Below are 16895 nucleotides of genomic sequence, written 5' to 3' on the forward strand. Positions count from 1 at the left end.
GCACGCGTCTCGCGCGGGTCCCCAACGTGGTTCGGGTCGGGCTGGCGGTGCGTCAGCTCGCCAGTCTCCGGCGGACGTCCGCCAGTCGTGCCAGTACGGTCGCGTCGATCACCTCGGGGCCGACCTGCACGCGCAGGCCTCCGAGGACGTGCGGGTCGACGGTGACCTGGACCTGCATCGGGCGGCCGTAGACCCGCTCGAGGATCCCGGCCAGCCGCTCGCGCTGGGCCGCACCGAGCTCGCCGGCGCTGGTGACCGTGGCCACCTGCCGGTTGCGCCGCTCGGCGATCAGGTCGCCGACGTGGCCCAGGGTGGTGACGTAGCGCCGGCCGCGCGGGGCGACCGTGGCACGTCGGGCCACCAGCCGGGTCACCGGTGCGCCGCCGTCGCCGATCAGCTGGTCGACCAGCCGGCCGCGCGCCTCGGCGTGCACCCGGTCGTCGAACAGCAGCCGGCGGACCTCGCGCTGGCCCGCCAGGGCTCGGGCGATCCGGAACAGCTCCTCGGCCACCTCGTCGATCGTGCCGTCCGCCTCGGCGGAGGACAGCACGGCCGCGAAGGCCAGCCGCTCGGTGGCGTCGGCGAGGTCGCCCTCGTCGGACCAGCGGGCACGCACCAGGCCCTGGGCGGCCTCGACCACCCGCGGGTCCGCATCGGCCAGCAGCCGGGCGGCCAGGGCCGCCTTGGTGTCGCCGGCGGTCGACGGGTCGGTGAGCGCCCGGCGCAGCGAGCCGGAGGAGTCCAGGGCGTCGACCAGCGCGAAGAGCTGCTCGCCGAGCAGCGTCCCCTCACCGGCCGCCGCGCGGAGCACCGGCTCGAAGCGACCCTCGGCGGCGGTCAGCGACGCCTGGCTCGTGCCGCGCATCAACGCCCCTGACCGGCCGTGGACGCGGTGGAGGCGTCCAGCTCGTCCAGGAACCGGTCGACCACCGCGGTACGACGCACCTCGTCGGCGAGCGACTCGCCCACGATCCGCGAGGCGAGCTCGGTGGCGAGCGAGCCGACGTCGGCGCGCAGCGAGACGGCCGCCTGCTGGCGCTCCGCCTCGATCTGGCGCTGGGCCGTCTCGACCACCCGGGCCTGCTCGGTCGTGGCCTTCTCCCGGGCCTCGGCGACGATCTGCGTGGCCTCGGTGCGGGCGTCGTCCCGGATGCGACCGGCCTCGGCGCGGGCGTCCTGGAGCTGCTGCTCGTACTCGGCCTTCGCCGCGGCGGCCTCCTGCTGGGCGGTCTCGGCCTGGGCCAGCCCGCCCTCGATCTTGGCCGTCCGCTCGTCGAGCACCGCCTGGAACTTCGGCAGCACGACCCGGTAGAAGACGACCGCGATCACCACGAGGACGACGGTGGACCACAGGATGTCGTAGCTCGCCGGGACGAGCAGACGCCAGCCCTCGACGGTCTCCTCTGCGGCCAGGGTGCTCGCCGCAGGAATCGCGGCGGTGATCACGAGAACAGGAAGCCCGTGATGAGGCCGAGGAGGCCGAGGACCTCGACGAAGCCGATGCCGATGAACATCGTGGTCCGGAGCTGGCCGGCGACCTCGGGCTGGCGCGCCATGCCCTCGACGGTCTTGCCGATCAGGATGCCGAGGCCGATGCCCGGGCCGAGCACCGCGAGGCCGTAGCCGACGGTCGCGATGTTGCCGGAGATGGCGTTCTCGGCGGCGAGGATGACGCTGGGATCCGTCAGAAGAGACACGCTTGCTCGTTCCTTCCGTCTGGCCATCGACCGGTCGGCCGGTGGCACGTTCTGGGGCGGGTGACCGGTGCGGCCCCCCGCGGGGTGGGTGAGGCGGGGCTCAGTGCTCCGACTCGATGGACTGGCTGAGGTACACCGCGGTGAGGATCACGAAGATGTACGCCTGGAGCGCGGCGACGAAGACCTCGAAGAGGGTGATCGCGAAACCGCCCAGCAGGGTCAGGGCACCGAAGGGCTTGAGACCGCCGCTGGCCTCGAACAGCAGGAACTGGGTGGCCGAGAAGCAGAGCACCAGCATGAGGTGCCCGGCGACCATGTTGGCCATGAGCCGGATCGCCAGGGTGACGGGCCGGAGCACGAACACCTGGAGGAACTCCACCGGGGTCAGCAGCACGTACAGCGGCCACGGGACGCCCGGGGGGAACAGGCTGTTCTTGAGGAAGCCGCCGGCGCCGTGCGCCTTGATCCCCGCGCCCAGGTACATCACGTAGACCCAGAGGGCCAGCATGATCGGCAGGCCGATCAGGGCGGTGCCCGCGACGTTGAGCAGCGGGACCACACCGGTGATGTTGAACGCCAGCACCGCGAAGAAGATCGTGGTGAGGAGGGCGACGTACTTGCGCGCCTTCTCCTTGCCCAGGATGTCCTCGGCGACGTTGACCCGGACGAAGTCGAGCAGCATCTCCATCACGTTCTGGCCGCGGCTCGGGACGAGCTTGGCGCGGCGGGCCGCGATGATCACCAGGGTCAGCAGGACCGCGACGGCGACGAAGCGGACCAGCTGGATGCGGTTGATCTCGAAGACGGTCCCCTCGAAGAGGAACGGTCCCGGGAAGAACTCGGCGATCGACGGCTTGTGGAACCCGGACTCGCCCTCGGCGGCGAGCGGCAGGATCGTCGCAAGGCTGGACAGAGCAATCTCCTACAGGTCGAAGGCTCCGGCGGTCGTCCCTGTGCTCAGGTGCGCTCATCCGGGGGCCCGGCCGTCGTGGGGGTGTTCGGTGGGAGCCTAACCTACGGCGCGTCGTGCGTGTCCGAGTTGTCCCGTTCCGGGACCTTCGGGCTCGCTCCGACGGGCTGGACGTAGGGCACCCTTCCGCGTGACACCGCACGGTAGTCGAGCAGAGCCGATCCGACCACCGCAACGGCGACCACGGCGGCCAGCACGTAACGGTCGTAGAAGTCCATCCCGCGCAGCACCGCGAGCACGGCGATCACCACGACCACCTTGCCCAGCCAGGTGCCCATCACCACGCCCATCATCGCGCCCGGCGCGGCGTCCGCCGTGCGCAGCATGGAGAGCGTCGTGGCGCCGGAGAACAGCAGGGCGATGGCCGCGCCGATCAGCGCGCCCCACACCCCGGGCAGGCCCGCGACCAGGGCGCCGACGCCGACGCCGAGCACGGTGACCGCGCCGACGAACACCGCCATGTCGCGCAGGGCGGTGCGGAACACCGCGGCGACCTCGGGTGAATCGCCGGGACGCTGCGCGTCGGGCGTGTCGGCGCCCTCGGGCGCGGCGTCGGGCGTGGGCTCGGTGGTCACGGGTCCGTCCTCGGGTCGGGGTCGGTCAGGGCGGTCATCGGGTGCACGCCGGGGCCCTTGGCGTGGCGCGCGGGTCCCGAGGGACCGGCGGGGCCGGCAGGCGTGCCGGGGGCGGGGCCGACCGGGGCCGGCGGGGTCGCGGGGCCTCCCCGCAGCGGGCCGAGGGTGAGCGCCAGCGCCACGGCGACGCCGAGCCCGAGGCCGATCAGCACGGTCTGCGTGGAGAACCACACCAGGGCGGTGGCGGCACCGGCGAACACGGCGGTCCACACGTAGAGGATGATCACCGCGCGCCGGTGGGAGTGGCCCAGCGCCAGCATGCGGTGGTGCAGGTGCATGCGGTCGGGGTGGAACGGCGACTTCCCGGAGCCGATCCGCCGGATCACCGCGAGCCCCATGTCGAGCAGGGGCAGCAGCAGCACCGCCACCGGGAGCAGGATCGGCAGGAACGCCGGGAAGGACTGCCGGGTGCTCATCGCGATGGCCGGGTCGATCTGCCCGGTGACCCGGATGCCGGCGGCGGCGATCACCAGGCCGATCAGCATCGATCCGGAGTCGCCCATGAAGATGCGCGCCGGGTGGAAGTTGTGCGGCAGGAAGCCGAGGCAGGCGCCGACCAGCAGCGCCACGATCAGCGTCGCCAGGCTGGAGTAGTCGCCCGGGGTGGCCTCGCGGGTGAGCTGGTAGGAGTAGAGGAAGAACCCCGCGCCGCCGATCGCGATCATCCCGGCGGCCAGGCCGTCCAGCCCGTCGACGAAGTTCACCGCGTTCATCGCGACCACGACCGTCAGGACGGTCAGCCCGAGCCACACCCGGTCCGAGCCGAGCACCACCCCGTCGATCGGCAGCTGGTAGAGCTGCACGCCCTGGGAGGCCATCACGAAGGCCGCGAGCACCTGGCCCGCGAGCTTGGTCATCCAGTCCAGGTCCCAGATGTCGTCGGCGACGCCCAGGGCGCAGACCATCACCGCCGCGACGGCGATCCCGATCACCGGCCGGGGGTTGTCGAAGACGTCCTCGAGGAACTGCAACCGGCTGGCCATGACCAGGCCGACCAGGATGCCGGCCAGCATGGCCAGGCCGCCGAGGCGCGGCGTGGGGATCGAGTGCACGTCGCGGGCGCGCACGGCGGTGATCGCGCCCCAGCGCAGCGCGCACCAGCGCGCCAGCGGCGTCAGCAGGTAGGTGGCCGCGGCCGCGACGAGCAGGAGGAGGAGGTAGACCCTCACCGGGCGGCGTCACCTGCCACGGGGGCGACGGCGTTCAGCTCGTCCAGGGTGAGCGCGCCCAGGCGCACCACCCGCAGACCGTCGCCGGTCGCGTCCACGATCGTGGAGGCCACCCCGCCGGGGGTGCGGCCGCCGTCCAGGTAGACCTGCACGCTGTCGCCGAGCTGCTCGTGCGCCTCGGCCGCCTCCAGCGCGGAGGGCTGCCCGGTCTTGTTGGCGGAGGACACCGCCAGCGGTCCGGTGCGTCGCAGCAGGGCGAGCGCGACCGGGTGGTCCGGCACCCGCAGCGCCACGGTGCCGTGCGTCTCGCCCAGGTCCCAGGCGAGGGAGGGCTGCGCGCGCACGATGATCGTCAGGCCGCCGGGCCAGAACGCGGCGGCGAGGTCGCGGACGGCGTCCGGCACCTCGGTCGCCAGGCCGTCCAGGGTGCGCACGTCCGGCATGAGCACCGGCGGCGGCATCTGCCGGCCCCGACCCTTGGCGGCCAGCAGCGCGGCGACCGCCGGCGCGGTGAAGGCGTCGGCGCCGATGCCGTAGACGGTGTCGGTCGGCAGCACCACGAGCCCGCCGCGGGACACCGTGTGCACCGCGGAGTCGATCGCCGGTCCCCAGGTGGCGGGGTCGGTGGCGTCCAGCACGGGTCCGGTCGGGCGGCCGTCAGGCTCGGAGGCACTCACGCGGGCGAGTCTCCCACGTCGACCTGGGCGCGCGGGGACGGCTCGCCCCGGCGACGTGCGACCAGCATCCGCGGGCGGCCGGTCAGGTCGGGTCGCGACTCGACGGCCTCGAACAGACCGGTGGCCTCCGCGGCGGCGCGGGCGGCGGCATCCTGCACCTCGGCGTGCTCCATCACCAGCAGCCCGCCGGGCACCAGCAGGCGGCCGGCGGCGGCGATCACCGCGCGCGGCACGTCCAGCCCGTCGGCCCCGCCGCCGTACAGCGCGAGGTCCGGGTCGTGGTCGCGCACCTCGGGGTCGACCGGCACGGCGTCCGGCGGGATGTACGGCGGGTTGGAGACCAGCACGTGCACCCGGCCGTCCAGGTCGGCGAGCAGCGCGGCGTCGCGGACGTCGCCCTGCTCGACGCGCAGCGCCGTGCCGGCGGGGGTGTTGCGGCGGGTGAGCGCCACGGCCTCCGGCGAGGCGTCGACCGCGGCGACCTCGGCGGCGGGCACCTCCGTGGCGACGGACAGCGCGATGCCGCCCGCGCCGCAGCACAGGTCGACGACGCGCGGGACGGTGCCGGCGGCGACCAGCCGGGCGGCCTCGTCCACGGCGACCTGCGCGACGACCTCGGTCTCCGGGCGCGGGACGAAGACGCCGGGCTCGACGTGCATGCTCAGGTAGCGGAACACCGTCGAGCCCACGATGTGCTGGAGCGGCTCGCGCAGCCGACGCCGCTCCACCAGGGCGGCGAACCGCTCGGCGAAGCCCGGCGGCACCGGCGGGGCCAGCACCAGCTCGAGGCGGGGCAGGCCGAGGGCGTGCGCGGCCAGCGCCACCGCGTCCGGGCGCGGCGAGGGCACCCCGGCGTCGGCGAGCAGCCGGGTGGCGGCCTCCACCATCTGCCGCAGGGTCGGCACGGGGGTCTCGCTCACGCTCACTGCTCCGCGGCGGCGGCCAGCCGGGCGGCCTCGTCGGCGTCGATCGCGGACTGCACCACCGGGCCGAGGTCGCCGTCCAGCACCGCGTCCAGGTTGTACGCCTTGTAGCCGGTGCGGTGGTCGGCGATCCGGTTCTCCGGGAAGTTGTACGTGCGGATCCGCTCCGAGCGGTCGACCGTGCGCACCTGCGAGCGGCGGGCGGCGTTCGCCGCGGCGGCGGCCTCCTCCTGCTTCGCGGCGAGCAGCCGGGCCCGCAGCACGCGCATCGCCTGCTCGCGGTTCTGCAGCTGGGACTTCTCGTTCTGCATCGACACGACGATGCCGGTGGGCACGTGGGTGATCCGCACCGCGGAGTCCGTGGTGTTCACCGACTGCCCGCCGGGGCCGGAGGAGCGGTAGACGTCGATCCGCAGGTCGTTCGGGTCGATCTCGACCTCGCCCTCGTCCTCCACCTCGGGGAAGACCAGCACGCCGGCCGCGGAGGTGTGGATCCGGCCCTGCGACTCGGTGACCGGCACGCGCTGCACGCGGTGCACGCCGCCCTCGTACTTCAGGCTGGCCCAGACGCCCTCGCCCGGGTCGGTGACCGCGCCGCGCGCCTTCACCGCGACCTGCACGTCCTTGTAGCCGCCGAGGTCGGACTCGGTGGACTCCAGGGTCTCCGTGCGCCAGCCCCGGCGCTCGGCGTAGCGCAGGTACATCCGCAGCAGGTCGCCGGCGAACAGCGCGGACTCCTCGCCGCCCTCCCCCGCCTTGATCTCCAGGATCACGTCGCGCGCGTCGTCCGGGTCGCGCGGGACCAGCACCCGGCGCAGCCGCTCGGCGGCCTCCGCCTCGGCGTCGGTCAGCGCGGGGATCTCGGCGGCGAAGTCCGGGTCGACCTCGGCGAGCTCGGTGGCGTCGGCCAGGTCGGCGCGGGCGGCGTCCCAGGCGCGGTGCGCGGCGGCCACCCGGCCCAGCTCGGCGTACCGGCGGCCCAGCGTGCGGGCGCGCGCGGCGTCCGCGTGCACCGCGGGGTCTGCGAGCTGCTGCTCGATCTCGGCGTGCTCGTCCAGCAGCGGTCGTGCCGCCGCGAACCGGTCGCTCATCGGTCCCTCTGATCCCCGCGTGCGGAGCGGCCGGCGGGGATCGACGGCCGCGGTGCCGGGCGTACGGGCCCGGACATGGCGAACGCCGGTGCCCGACGACCCTCGAGGGGCCGCCGGGCACCGGCGTCGGAGTCGCTAGTTGGCCGACTTCTTGCCGTAGCGCGCCTCGAACCGGGCCACACGGCCACCGGTGTCGAGGATCTTCTGCTTGCCCGTGTAGAACGGGTGGCAGGCGGAGCAGACGTCGGCGCGGATCTCGCCGGAGGTCTCGGTCGAACGCGTGGTGAACGTGTTGCCACAGGTGCAGGTCACCTGGGTCACCACGTACTCGGGGTGGATGTCAGTCTTCACGGGTGTTCTTCTCCTCGGGGAAGGGCCTCCGGGTCGTGCGACGCGAACCGTGCACGTGAACCGCAGGCCGACGGAACATTGTGCCAGAACGCCGGCGGTGCAGGAAATCATCCCGGCGGGCCGGAACGGCGCCGAGGTGCGGTGCGGCGGGACGCGACCTAACGTCGCGACGGTGAGCACGTCGCCCGTCCGTCGCACCCGGTCCCTCCTGCCCGTCCTGGCCCTGGCCACCGCCGCCGCCCTCGCCCTCGCGGGCTGCACCGGCGACGAGCCCGCCGCACCGGTGACCGTCGGACCACCGGCGACCACCACCCCCGCCACGCCCACGCCCGCCCCGCCGGCCTCCGCCGCGGGCTGCGCGCCGACCGGCACCGGGGTCCCCGCCGGGGCGTCGGCCGCCGAGACGATCGACCTGGACGGCGACGACCTGCCGGACACCCTGTGGATCTCCGGCACCGACGGCACCCGCACCCTCGGCGTCACCACCGCCACCGGCGCCACCTTCACGCACCCGATCGACCTGGCCGGGCCCGCCGGCGCCTCCGCGCTGGCCGTGCACCCCGACCCCGCGACCCTGCCCGGCGTGCTGCTGACCGACGGCCGGCTCGCCGACCTGCTGCTGGTGGACGACTGCGCGCTGGTCGACGCCACCGACGCCGCCGGGGCGCCCTGGCAGTTCGACCTCGGGTTCACCGGCTACGGCACCGGCGTCGGCTGCCTCGACCTGACCGGTGACGGCACCACGACGCTGGTCGGGCTGAACGCCACCGGCGACGGGACCACGGTCACCCGCACCGCGATCGACCTCACCGGCACGGTGGCGGCCGCCGGGGTCTCCGACACGGTCACCCTCGACCCGGGCTCCGCGCACCAGATCACCTGCGGGGACCGCACGCTCGCCGCCGACGGGGTGCACGAGCCGCAGGGCTGAGGCGCCCCGCACGCCGCCTACGATGGCGTCCATGCTGCGCATCGGCCTGGTCATCGACGACGGACTCGACCGGCCGGACGGGGTGCAGCAGATCGTGCTCGCCCTCGGGCGCCGGCTGACCGGCCTCGGCCACGAGGTGCACTACCTGACCTCCACCACCGAGCGCACCGACCTGTCGAACCTGCACGTGCTGGCGCCGAGCGTGAGCGTGAAGTTCAACGGCAACCGGCTGTCGACGCCGCGCCCCGCCTCACGCCGCGCGCTGCGCCGGTTGATGGCCGAGGTGCCCTTCGACGTGCTGCACGTCTGCATGCCGTACTCGCCGGTGCTCGCCGGACGGGTGGTGTCCGCGGCCCCCGCCCGCACCGCGGTGGTCGGCTCGTTCATGATCTACCCGCAGGACGCGCTGACACGGTGGGGCATCCGCGGGCTGGGGCTGCTGGAGCGCCGACGGCTGCGGCGGTTCGTCGCGATCACCGCCAACTCCGAGTCCTCGCAGGAGTCCGCCACCGAGGCGTTCCACCGCCCGGTGCCGATCATCGGTCCGCCGGTGGAGCTGCCCGAGGCGGGGAGCCTGCCGGAGGCCGAGGCGGCGGATGCCGAGCGCCCGCGACGGATCGTGTTCCTCGGCCGCCTCGTCGAGCGCAAGGGCCCCCGCGAGCTGCTGGAGGCCGTCACCGCCCTGGACCGGATGCCCGGCACCCCGCCGTGGACGCTCACCCTGGCCGGGCGCGGACCGCTGATGGACGAGCTGCGCACCCGGGCCGCCGCCGCGGGGCTGGCCGACCGGGTCGACCTGCCCGGCTTCGTCGCCGAGGAGGACAAGATGGCGCTGCTCGCCGAGGCCGACCTCGTGGTGCTGCCGTCCACCGGCGGCGAGTGCTTCGGCATCTCCGTGGTCGAGGCGCTGGCGGCCGCGAACGGCGTGGTGCTCGCCGGCGACAACCCCGGCTACCGCACGCCGATGGCCGGGCTGGAGGACCAGCTGGTCGACCCCGCCGACACAGTGGGCTTCGCCCGCACCCTGGCGCGCTGGCTCGCCGACGACGAGGGCCGCACCGCCGCCCCCGCGCGGCAGCGCCCCGCCGCGCGACGCTACGAGGCCGGCGCGATCACCGACGAGACGGTCGGCTGGTACACCGCGGCGATCGAGGCGCACCGGGCGGGCCGTCGGCTCTGAGGCGCGCGCCCGGCGGTCACGAGCCCGGCGGTCACGGGCCGGACGTTCGCGCGCCGGACGTTCGCGCGCCGGACGGTCACGAGCCCGGACGCAGCGCGGCCCCGCACCCGTCGGCCGGAGCCGAGGCGGACGGGGCCGCGAGCGACCGGCAGGGCGTCAGTCGTCGTTCTTGCCGCCCGTGCCCGGCGTGGTCTTCTGCACCTGGAGCAGGAACTCCACGTTGCTCTTGGTCTCGCGCAGCTTGCCGAGCAGCAGCTCGATCGCCTGCTGCTGGTCCAGGGCGCCCATCACACGGCGCAGCTTCCACACGATCTTCAGCTCGTCCGGGGAGATCAGGATCTCCTCGCGGCGGGTGCCGGACGCGTTGACGTCCACCGCCGGGAAGATCCGCTTGTCCGCGAGCGAGCGGGACAGCCGGAGCTCCATGTTCCCGGTGCCCTTGAACTCCTCGAAGATGACCTCGTCCATCTTGGAGCCGGTCTCGACCAGCGCCGAGGCGAGGATCGTCAGCGAGCCGCCGTGCTCGATGTTGCGCGCGGCGCCGAAGAAGCGCTTCGGCGGGTAGAGCGCCGAGGCGTCGACACCACCGGACAGGATGCGCCCGGACGCCGGGGCGGCCAGGTTGTACGCCCGCGACAGGCGGGTCAGCGAGTCGAGCAGCACCACGACGTCCTGGCCCAGCTCGACCAGCCGCTTCGCGCGCTCGATGGCGAGCTCGGCGACCATCGTGTGGTCCGAGGCGGGGCGGTCGAAGGTCGAGGCGATGACCTCGCCCTTCACGGTCCGCTCCATGTCGGTGACCTCCTCGGGGCGCTCGTCGACGAGCACGACCATGAGGTGGACCTCGGGGTTGTTCGCGGTGATCGCGTTGGCGATCTGCTGCATGATGATCGTCTTGCCGGCCTTCGGGGGCGCGACGATCAGGCCGCGCTGGCCCTTGCCGATCGGGGCGACGATGTCGATCACCCGCGGGGTCAGCAGGTTCGACTCGCTCTCCAGGCGCAGGCGGTCCTGCGGGTAGAGCGGTGTGAGCTTGCTGAACTCCGGCCGCTGACGCGCCTGCTCCGGCGACATGCCGTTCACGGTGTCCAGACGGACCAGGGCGTTGGCCTTGTTCGGCCGGTTGCCCTGCGCCTGCGGCTGCGGCTCGCCCTCACGGGGGGCACGCACCGCGCCGGTGATCGCGTCGCCGCGGCGCAGCCCGGCCTTGCGGACCTGGCCGAGCGGCAGGTAGACGTCGTTCGCGCCGGGCAGGTAGCCGGAGGTGCGGACGAAGGCGTAGGAGTCCAGCACGTCGAGCACACCGGCGATCGGGACGAGCACGTCGTCCTCGGACAGCTCGACCTCCTCGTAGGGGAGGTCGCCGGTGCCGCCCTGACCGCGGGTGCGGCCCTTGCGGTCCCGGTCGCGGTAGCGGTCGCGCGAGCGACGACGACGACCGCCGCGCTCGTCCTCCTCCGGGCCGGCGCCGACGCCGGTGCCGGTGCCGGCACCGTTGGCCGTGCTCGCGCCGCGCTGCTGCTGGTCACGCTGCTGACGCGGCTGCTGCTCGCCGCCCTGGCGGCCCTGGCGCTGCTGGTCGCGCTGCTCGCCCTGGCGCTCGCCGCGCTGCTGCTCGCCGCCGCCCTGCTGACCGCCGGTCGGGCCCTCGGGGAGGGTCACGTCGACGGTCGGGGCACCGGCGCCCCGGCCGGCACGGCGGGAACGGCGCTCGCCGGTCACGGAGCCGACGGCGTCGGCGGCGCGGGCCGCGCGGTCGCCCCGGGTCTCGCCGCGGTCCGCGGCGGCGGGCTGCCCGGAGGCACGGCCGTCGAGCGAACGCTCCACGGCCTCCAGGCCGGCGAGCACGTCCACGCTGCGGGACCGGGCCGGGGCCGCGTCGTCGCGGGCGGGCTGCTCGGTCTCGGCGGCGCGGGCCGGCTGCTCGGTGCCGGCGGCGCGGGTCGGCTGCTCGGTGTCGGCGGCCCGGACCGGGCGGCGACGCTCACGGGCCGGGGCGGCGGCCTCGGCGGCCGGCGCGGTGACGGCCGGCGCGTCGGCAGCAGCGGGCGCAGTGCTCGCAGACCCGGTGCTGGTGGCCGGGGTGCCCGCGGGCGCCTCGGCACGGCGGGTCCGGCGCGGACCGCCGGAGGTCTTGGCCGCGATGGCGTCGACCAGATCGCTCTTGCGCATCCGGGAGGTGCCCGTCACCCCCAGCTGGGCCGCCATGGCCTGGAGCTCGGGCATGCGCAGCGAGGAGATCGCCGCGCCACGGGCGGAGCCGCCGGAGCCGGTGCTCACGATGGGCTCGATGGTGTCTGTCACGAAGGACCCTTCCCCCTCGTCAGGGACCGCCGCCGCACTCGCAGGGACGGTCCGCGCCCGATCACCCTCGTGGGACCGGGACGTCGATGGAGCCGCACGCGTCACGCAGGTGTCGCTGACTGGCGTGGGCTGGATCGTTCCCGGACGCGGTGTCCGTCCACGCTCCCCCGCGCTGCGTGCCGCCGCGGTGCGGGGCACCGCACGAGACAAGGCAGGGAGTGGTGGACGAGGTCCGGGGAACGAGCCGAGCATACACCGGCCCTTCCGCTCAAGGGAGCCGATTCACCCGCGCCCCGGCGTCGTCGATCGCGAGCCGGAGCACCCGCCAACCACCCATCGCGCCGCCGAACACCTCGGCGACGACCGCGTCGGCATCGGTGGCCTGCTCGCCACCGTCGCCCGTCGCGCCCGGGACCGCCCGGGCCAGCGCGAGCACCGTCGGACCGGCGCCGGAGACGACCGCCGCGACACCGCGCGCACGCAGCGCGTCGACCAGCGCGAGGCTCTCCGGCATGACCCCGCGACGGTAGCCCTGGTGCAGGCGGTCCTCGGTGGCGGGCAGCAGCAGGTCGGGCCGTCGGCCCAGCGCCTCGACCAGCAGCGCGGAGCGGCCCGCCTGGAAAGCGGCGTCGGCGTGCGGGACCTGCGCGGGCAGCACCCCGCGGGCGCGCTTGGTGGACAGGCTGCCCGGCGGCACGATCACCACCGGGGCGACCGCGGCGTGCACCGGCAGGCGGGCGGCGCGCACGCGAGGGCGCCCCTGCCCGGGGGCGGGCTCCTCCCAGGCCACCGTGGCACCGCCGAGCAGCGCCGGGGCGGCGTTGTCGGGGTGGCCCTCCAGCTCGGTGGCGAGGGCGAGCGCGACGTCGTCGTACAGCGACTCCGGCTCGGCGACCAGCGCCCGCGCCGCGAGGATCCCCGCGACCACCGCCCCGGCGGAGGAGCCGAGGCCCCGGCCGTGCGGGATGCGGTTGCGGCAGGTCAGGTGCAGGCCGGTCTGCGGGGCGCCGACGTGGTCCAGGGCGTGCCGCAGCGCGGTCACGACCAGGTGGTCCTCCCCGGTGGGCACGTCCTGCGCGCCCTCCCCCACCACGTCGACCACGACGTCCGCGGAGCCCAGCGCCCGCACCTCGACGTCGTCGTGCAGCGCGAGGGCGAGGCCGAGGGCGTCGAAGCCCGGGCCGAGGTTGGCGCTCGTCGCCGGGACGCGCACCCGCGCCCGGTCGGCTCCCAGTCGCACGGCGCGCTCAGTCGAGACCGAGGGCGGCCGCGATCTCGACCACGTCGGGCCGCACGCGGACCGGGTCGACCTCGCCGCCGTCGGACGTGCGCAGCGCCCACTGCGGGTCCTTGAGGCCGTGGCCGGTGACCGTGACGACGATCCGCGCGCCGGCGGGCACCCGGCCCTGCTCGGCGAGCATGAGCAGGCCGGCGACGCCGGCCGCCGACGCGGGCTCGACGAACACGCCGACCTGCGCGGACAGCACGCGGTGCGCGTGCAGGATCTGCTCGTCCGTGACAGCCTCGATCAGCCCGCCGGACAGGTCGCGCGCGGCCTCCGCCTGCGTCCAGGACGCCGGGTTGCCGATCCGGATCGCGGTGGCGATCGTCTCCGGCTCGGTGATCGGGTGGCCCGCGACGATCGGGGCGGCGCCCGCGGCCTGGAAGCCCCACATCACCGGGGTGTGCGTGGCGACGGCGCCGTGCTCGGCGCCCGCGTCCAGGCCTGCGTACTCGCGGTAGCCCTTCCAGTACGCGGTGATGTTGCCGGCGTTGCCGACCGGCAGCGCGTGGATGTCCGGGGCGTCGCCCAGGGCGTCGACCACCTCGAAGGCGCCGGTCTTCTGGCCCTCGATCCGGTCCGGGTTCACCGAGTTCACCAGCTCGACCGGGTACGCCTCGGCGAGCTTGCGCGCGGCGACCAGGCAGTCGTCGAAGTTGCCGTCGACCTGGAGCAGCGTGGCGCCGTGCGCGACGGCCTGGCTGAGCTTGCCCATCGCGATCTTGCCGTCCGGCACCAGCACCGCGCAGACCATGCCCGCCGCGGTGGCGTAGGCCGCCGCCGAGGCCGAGGTGTTGCCGGTGGAGGCGCAGACCACGGCCTTCGCCCCGCGACCGGCGGCGGCGGAGATCGCCGTCGTCATGCCGCGGTCCTTGAAGGAGCCGGTCGGGTTCATGCCCTCGACCTTGACGAACACCTCCGCACCGGTGAGCGCGGACAGCGCCGGGGCGGCGACGAGCGGGGTGCCGCCCTCGCCCAGCGTGACGACGCGCTCGCGCACGTGCGCGGGCAGGCGGTCGGCGTACTCGGCGATGACGCCGCGCCACTGGTGTGCCATCAGGCTCCTTCGACTCGCAGGACGGAGACGACCTCGCGGACCGAGCCGAGGTCGCCGATCGCGGCCACCGTCGCCGCGAGCGCGGACTCCGGGGCCTCGTGGGTGGAGATGACCAGGCGCGCGACGGCGGGGTCGTCCCCCGTGCTCACGCCGGCCGGGGTCTGGCGCACGGCCTCGATCGAGACGCCGTGCTCGGCGAGCACCGCGGACACCTGCGCGAGCACGCCCGGGCGGTCGTCCACCTCGAGGCGCACCTGGTAGCGGGTGCGGGCGGCCTGCGCGGGCAGCACCGGCAGGTCGGCGTACCAGGACTCCGCCGGGCCGCGCCCGCCGTGCACCCGGTGCCGGGCCGCGGACACCACGTCGCCCAGCACCGCCGAGGCGGTGGGCGCACCACCGGCGCCGCGACCGTAGAACATGAGCTCGCCGGCGGCCTCGGCCTCGACGAAGACGGCGTTGAACGCCCCGCGCACCCCGGCCAGCGGGTGGTCCAGCGGCACCAGCGACGGGTGCACCCGCACCTGCACGCCCTCCGGCTCGCCGTCGGCGGTGGCGGTGCGGCGCTCGGCGATGGCGAGCAGCTTGATCACGTGCCCGGTGCGCCCGGCCCACGCGACGTCGTCGGCGGTGACCCCGGTGATGCCGGTGCGGTCCACGTCGTCCAGCGAGACCCGGGTGTGGAAGGCCAGCGAGGCGAGGATCGCGGCCTTCGCCGCCGCGTCGAAGCCCTCGACGTCAGCGGTCGGGTCGGCCTCGGCGTAGCCCAGCGCCTGCGCCTCGGCCACCGCGGCGTCCAGGTCGAGACCCTCGGTGGCCATCCGGTCCAGCACGTAGTTGGTGGTGCCGTTGACGATCCCGAGCACCCGGTGCACCCGGTCGCCGACCAGCGACTCGCGCACCGGCCGCACCAGCGGGATCGCCCCGGCGACGGCGGCCTCGAAGTAGAGGTCCACCTCCGCGGCGTCCGCGGCGGCGTAGAGCGTCGGGCCGTCCTGCGCGAGCAGGGCCTTGTTGGCGGTGACCACGGCGGCGCCGTGCTCGACGGCGCGCAGCAGCAGGCTGCGCGCGGGCTCGATGCCGCCGACCACCTCGACCACGACGTCGGCCTTCGTCACCAGGCTCTGCGCGTCGGAGGTCAGCAGCGCGCGGTCCACCACCGGGTCGCGCTCGGCGTCCACGTCGCGCACGGCGACGCCCACCAGCTCCAGCGGGGCACCCACCCGGGCGGCCAGGTCGGCCGCCTGCGTCGTGAGCAGGCGCACGACCTCGGTGCCGACCACGCCGCAGCCGAGCAGCGCGACGCGCACGGGCGTGGACGTGGGCGTGGTGACCGGACGGGTCTCGTCGTGCGCTTCCACCGGGCGTGCCTCCGATCGTGGGCCGTCGGTCCGACGGTCCGGGTCGTCCCCTGGGCTCGGCCGGGTCGGTGCCTGGCCGAGCCTCAGGATAGGGGGCGGGATGGGTGCGCCAGCGGGGTATCCACCCCGTGGGCGTCGTGTCGTCAGTGCAGGCCGGTGAGCCCGGCGTGCATCTCTCGGAGCGCCTGCTCGAGCGGTCCCAGGTCGTGCATCACCGTGTCCCGCACCGCACCGGGGTCCACCGTGAGGTAGCCGTGGGCGATCCGGTTCCGCATCGCCCTGATGGCCGGCCAGTCGTCACCGCACACCGCATCCCGCAGCGGCGGTGGCAGGTGGGTCAGACGCTCCACCGCGGACGCGAGTCGCGGCGAGGCCGCGTCCATGCCCACCTGGGTGTCCATCGCCCCGCGGGCGACGTGCTTCTTGAGCACCTCCAGGTGCTCCAGCGCATCCTCGATGAGGTCGACCGAGGACGGCTTCACAGCGCGATCGCCTGCACGGTCGCCGCCACGCGAGGCTTCAGCATGCGCTCCGGGACGACGTCGACCGGGCGCCCGAGGATCCGTTCCAGCTCGACCTCCATCCTGCCGAGCGAGAGCAGACCGGTGCCGGGCTCCAGGTCGATCAGCAGGTCGACGTCCGACTCCGGACCGTCTTCGCCCCGCGCCACCGAACCGAACACCCGGACGTTCAGGCCGCCGTGCCGTCCCGCGGCCGCCACGATCGCGTCCCGCCGGGTGCCCAGCACGCGGCCGAGCATCGACTCCGGCTCGTCGGCCGGCGCCGGGAACGGGATCACGGTCGCCTCGCGCTCCACATCCGTCGACCCGCCGACACCGGCGCCGCCGGCACCCTCCTGCGCACCGCGGCCCGCGTCGCGATCCTCCGGCGGGCGGTGGCCGATCCCCTCGCCGACCTCCACCGCCTCCCCCGCCGGTGCGTGCACGAGGTCGACGCGGCGCAGCAGCCGCGCCACCTCGGGCTGGCTCCGGCCGAGCGCGCCGGCGATCCGCCGCTGGCTCCACCCGAGCGCCGCCGCCTGCCGGGCCGCCGACGTCAGCGACCGCGACGCCTCTGCGCGCAGCCGCTCGGCGCGTGCCGTCATCTCCGCCAGGTAGGCCGCGAACGCAGCCTCCAGCGCCGACCCGTCCTCGGGGACCACGCGGTCCCGCTCCCCTACCCTGTTCTCGCCTGCCCTGCTGTCGTCGTCCGTCACCGTGGACCACCTCCTGATAGCACATGCTATCAGGGCAGAGATGCGCGTCGGTGA

18 protein-coding genes are annotated in these 16895 nt (G+C 75.0%); 2 read left to right on the forward strand and 16 right to left on the reverse strand.

All coding sequences use genetic code 11. The features are described from left to right. Nucleotides 1-52: 52 nt before the first annotated feature. The 10 genes from ACZ5HG_RS13820 to rpmE all read right to left on the reverse strand — a co-directional run bounded on the left by ACZ5HG_RS13820 (nucleotide 53) and on the right by rpmE (nucleotide 7513). Nucleotides 53-865: a F0F1 ATP synthase subunit delta gene (locus tag ACZ5HG_RS13820; protein ID WP_464177233.1), complete on the reverse strand. Its 813-nt coding sequence runs from the start codon at nucleotides 863-865 to the stop codon at nucleotides 53-55. Next, on the reverse strand, nucleotides 865-1446 hold the full coding sequence (locus ACZ5HG_RS13825; RefSeq protein ID WP_464177235.1) for a F0F1 ATP synthase subunit B: 582 nt from the start codon (nucleotides 1444-1446) through the stop codon (nucleotides 865-867). Before ACZ5HG_RS13825 ends, ACZ5HG_RS13820 begins: the two co-directional genes overlap by 1 nt. After that, entirely contained in the window at nucleotides 1443-1688 is a 246-nt protein-coding gene (atpE, locus tag ACZ5HG_RS13830) for an ATP synthase F0 subunit C (protein WP_464182163.1), read from the reverse strand. The genes ACZ5HG_RS13825 and atpE overlap by 4 nt, the downstream gene beginning before the upstream one ends. 109 nt (nucleotides 1689-1797) lie before the next feature. Further along, nucleotides 1798-2616 carry a F0F1 ATP synthase subunit A gene (gene atpB, locus ACZ5HG_RS13835; protein WP_464182164.1) on the reverse strand — a complete coding sequence of 273 codons (819 nt, stop codon included), beginning with the start codon at nucleotides 2614-2616 and terminating at the stop codon, nucleotides 1798-1800. 95 nt (nucleotides 2617-2711) lie between these two features. Then, nucleotides 2712-3242, reverse strand: coding sequence for a hypothetical protein (locus ACZ5HG_RS13840; RefSeq protein ID WP_464177237.1), 531 nt, complete (start codon nucleotides 3240-3242; stop codon nucleotides 2712-2714). Then, entirely contained in the window at nucleotides 3239-4471 is a 1233-nt protein-coding gene (locus ACZ5HG_RS13845) for an MraY family glycosyltransferase (protein WP_464177239.1), read from the reverse strand. Before ACZ5HG_RS13845 ends, ACZ5HG_RS13840 begins: the two co-directional genes overlap by 4 nt. Beyond that, nucleotides 4468-5148 (reverse strand): L-threonylcarbamoyladenylate synthase, encoded by a 681-nt coding sequence (locus ACZ5HG_RS13850; RefSeq protein ID WP_464177241.1) that lies wholly within the window; start codon nucleotides 5146-5148, stop codon nucleotides 4468-4470. The genes ACZ5HG_RS13845 and ACZ5HG_RS13850 overlap by 4 nt, the downstream gene beginning before the upstream one ends. After that, a complete protein-coding gene (gene prmC / locus ACZ5HG_RS13855; protein WP_464182166.1) occupies nucleotides 5145-6035 on the reverse strand; it encodes a peptide chain release factor N(5)-glutamine methyltransferase in 891 nt (296 codons plus the stop codon). Before prmC ends, ACZ5HG_RS13850 begins: the two co-directional genes overlap by 4 nt. 35 nt (nucleotides 6036-6070) lie before the next feature. Beyond that, the gene (prfA, locus tag ACZ5HG_RS13860) at nucleotides 6071-7162 is read right to left on the reverse strand and encodes a peptide chain release factor 1 (protein ID WP_464177243.1); all 1092 of its coding nucleotides are present in this window, start codon (nucleotides 7160-7162) and stop codon (nucleotides 6071-6073) included. A gap of 135 nt (nucleotides 7163-7297) precedes the next feature. Beyond that, entirely contained in the window at nucleotides 7298-7513 is a 216-nt protein-coding gene (gene rpmE / locus ACZ5HG_RS13865; RefSeq protein ID WP_464177246.1) for a 50S ribosomal protein L31, read from the reverse strand. Nucleotides 7514-7685: 172 nt separating this feature from the next. Between rpmE and ACZ5HG_RS13870 the strand changes: the two genes are divergently transcribed. After that, nucleotides 7686-8444, forward strand: coding sequence for a hypothetical protein (locus tag ACZ5HG_RS13870; RefSeq protein ID WP_464177249.1), 759 nt, complete (start codon nucleotides 7686-7688; stop codon nucleotides 8442-8444). A gap of 31 nt (nucleotides 8445-8475) precedes the next feature. Beyond that, a complete protein-coding gene (locus ACZ5HG_RS13875) occupies nucleotides 8476-9624 on the forward strand; it encodes a glycosyltransferase family 4 protein (RefSeq protein WP_464177251.1) in 1149 nt (382 codons plus the stop codon). Nucleotides 9625-9780: 156 nt separating this feature from the next. On the opposite strand, the gene rho is transcribed toward ACZ5HG_RS13875, so the two are convergent. The 6 genes from rho to ACZ5HG_RS13905 all read right to left on the reverse strand — a co-directional run bounded on the left by rho (nucleotide 9781) and on the right by ACZ5HG_RS13905 (nucleotide 16841). Continuing rightward, entirely contained in the window at nucleotides 9781-11928 is a 2148-nt protein-coding gene (gene rho / locus ACZ5HG_RS13880; RefSeq protein WP_464177253.1) for a transcription termination factor Rho, read from the reverse strand. Nucleotides 11929-12196: 268 nt separating this feature from the next. Continuing rightward, nucleotides 12197-13168: a homoserine kinase gene (gene thrB / locus ACZ5HG_RS13885; protein ID WP_464177255.1), complete on the reverse strand. Its 972-nt coding sequence runs from the start codon at nucleotides 13166-13168 to the stop codon at nucleotides 12197-12199. A gap of 7 nt (nucleotides 13169-13175) precedes the next feature. Then, nucleotides 13176-14267: a threonine synthase gene (thrC, locus tag ACZ5HG_RS13890; RefSeq protein ID WP_464177257.1), complete on the reverse strand. Its 1092-nt coding sequence runs from the start codon at nucleotides 14265-14267 to the stop codon at nucleotides 13176-13178. Next, entirely contained in the window at nucleotides 14267-15625 is a 1359-nt protein-coding gene (locus tag ACZ5HG_RS13895; protein WP_464177260.1) for a homoserine dehydrogenase, read from the reverse strand. The genes thrC and ACZ5HG_RS13895 overlap by 1 nt, the downstream gene beginning before the upstream one ends. Before the next feature lie 143 nt (nucleotides 15626-15768). Then, nucleotides 15769-16107: a HepT-like ribonuclease domain-containing protein gene (locus ACZ5HG_RS13900; RefSeq protein ID WP_464177262.1), complete on the reverse strand. Its 339-nt coding sequence runs from the start codon at nucleotides 16105-16107 to the stop codon at nucleotides 15769-15771. Beyond that, nucleotides 16104-16841, reverse strand: a complete 738-nt coding sequence (locus ACZ5HG_RS13905; protein WP_464177264.1) for a nucleotidyltransferase family protein — start codon at nucleotides 16839-16841, stop codon at nucleotides 16104-16106. The genes ACZ5HG_RS13900 and ACZ5HG_RS13905 overlap by 4 nt, the downstream gene beginning before the upstream one ends. Between the last annotated feature and the right edge of the window lie 54 nt (nucleotides 16842-16895).

Source organism: Cellulomonas sp. GTC20042 (assembly GCF_055389595.1).

Bases quoted from the DNA above. Each gene is read 5' to 3' on its own strand.
- ACZ5HG_RS13820 (WP_464177233.1), bottom strand. From the start codon at position 865: ATGCGCGGCACGAGCCAGGCGTCGCTGACCGCCGCCGAGGGTCGCTTC.
- prmC (WP_464182166.1), bottom strand. From the start codon at position 6,035: ATGGTGGAGGCCGCCACCCGGCTGCTCGCCGACGCCGGGGTGCCCTCG.
- prfA (WP_464177243.1), bottom strand. From the start codon at position 7,162: ATGAGCGACCGGTTCGCGGCGGCACGACCGCTGCTGGACGAGCACGCC.
- ACZ5HG_RS13875 (WP_464177251.1), top strand. From the start codon at position 8,476: ATGCTGCGCATCGGCCTGGTCATCGACGACGGACTCGACCGGCCGGAC.
- thrC (WP_464177257.1), bottom strand. From the start codon at position 14,267: ATGGCACACCAGTGGCGCGGCGTCATCGCCGAGTACGCCGACCGCCTG.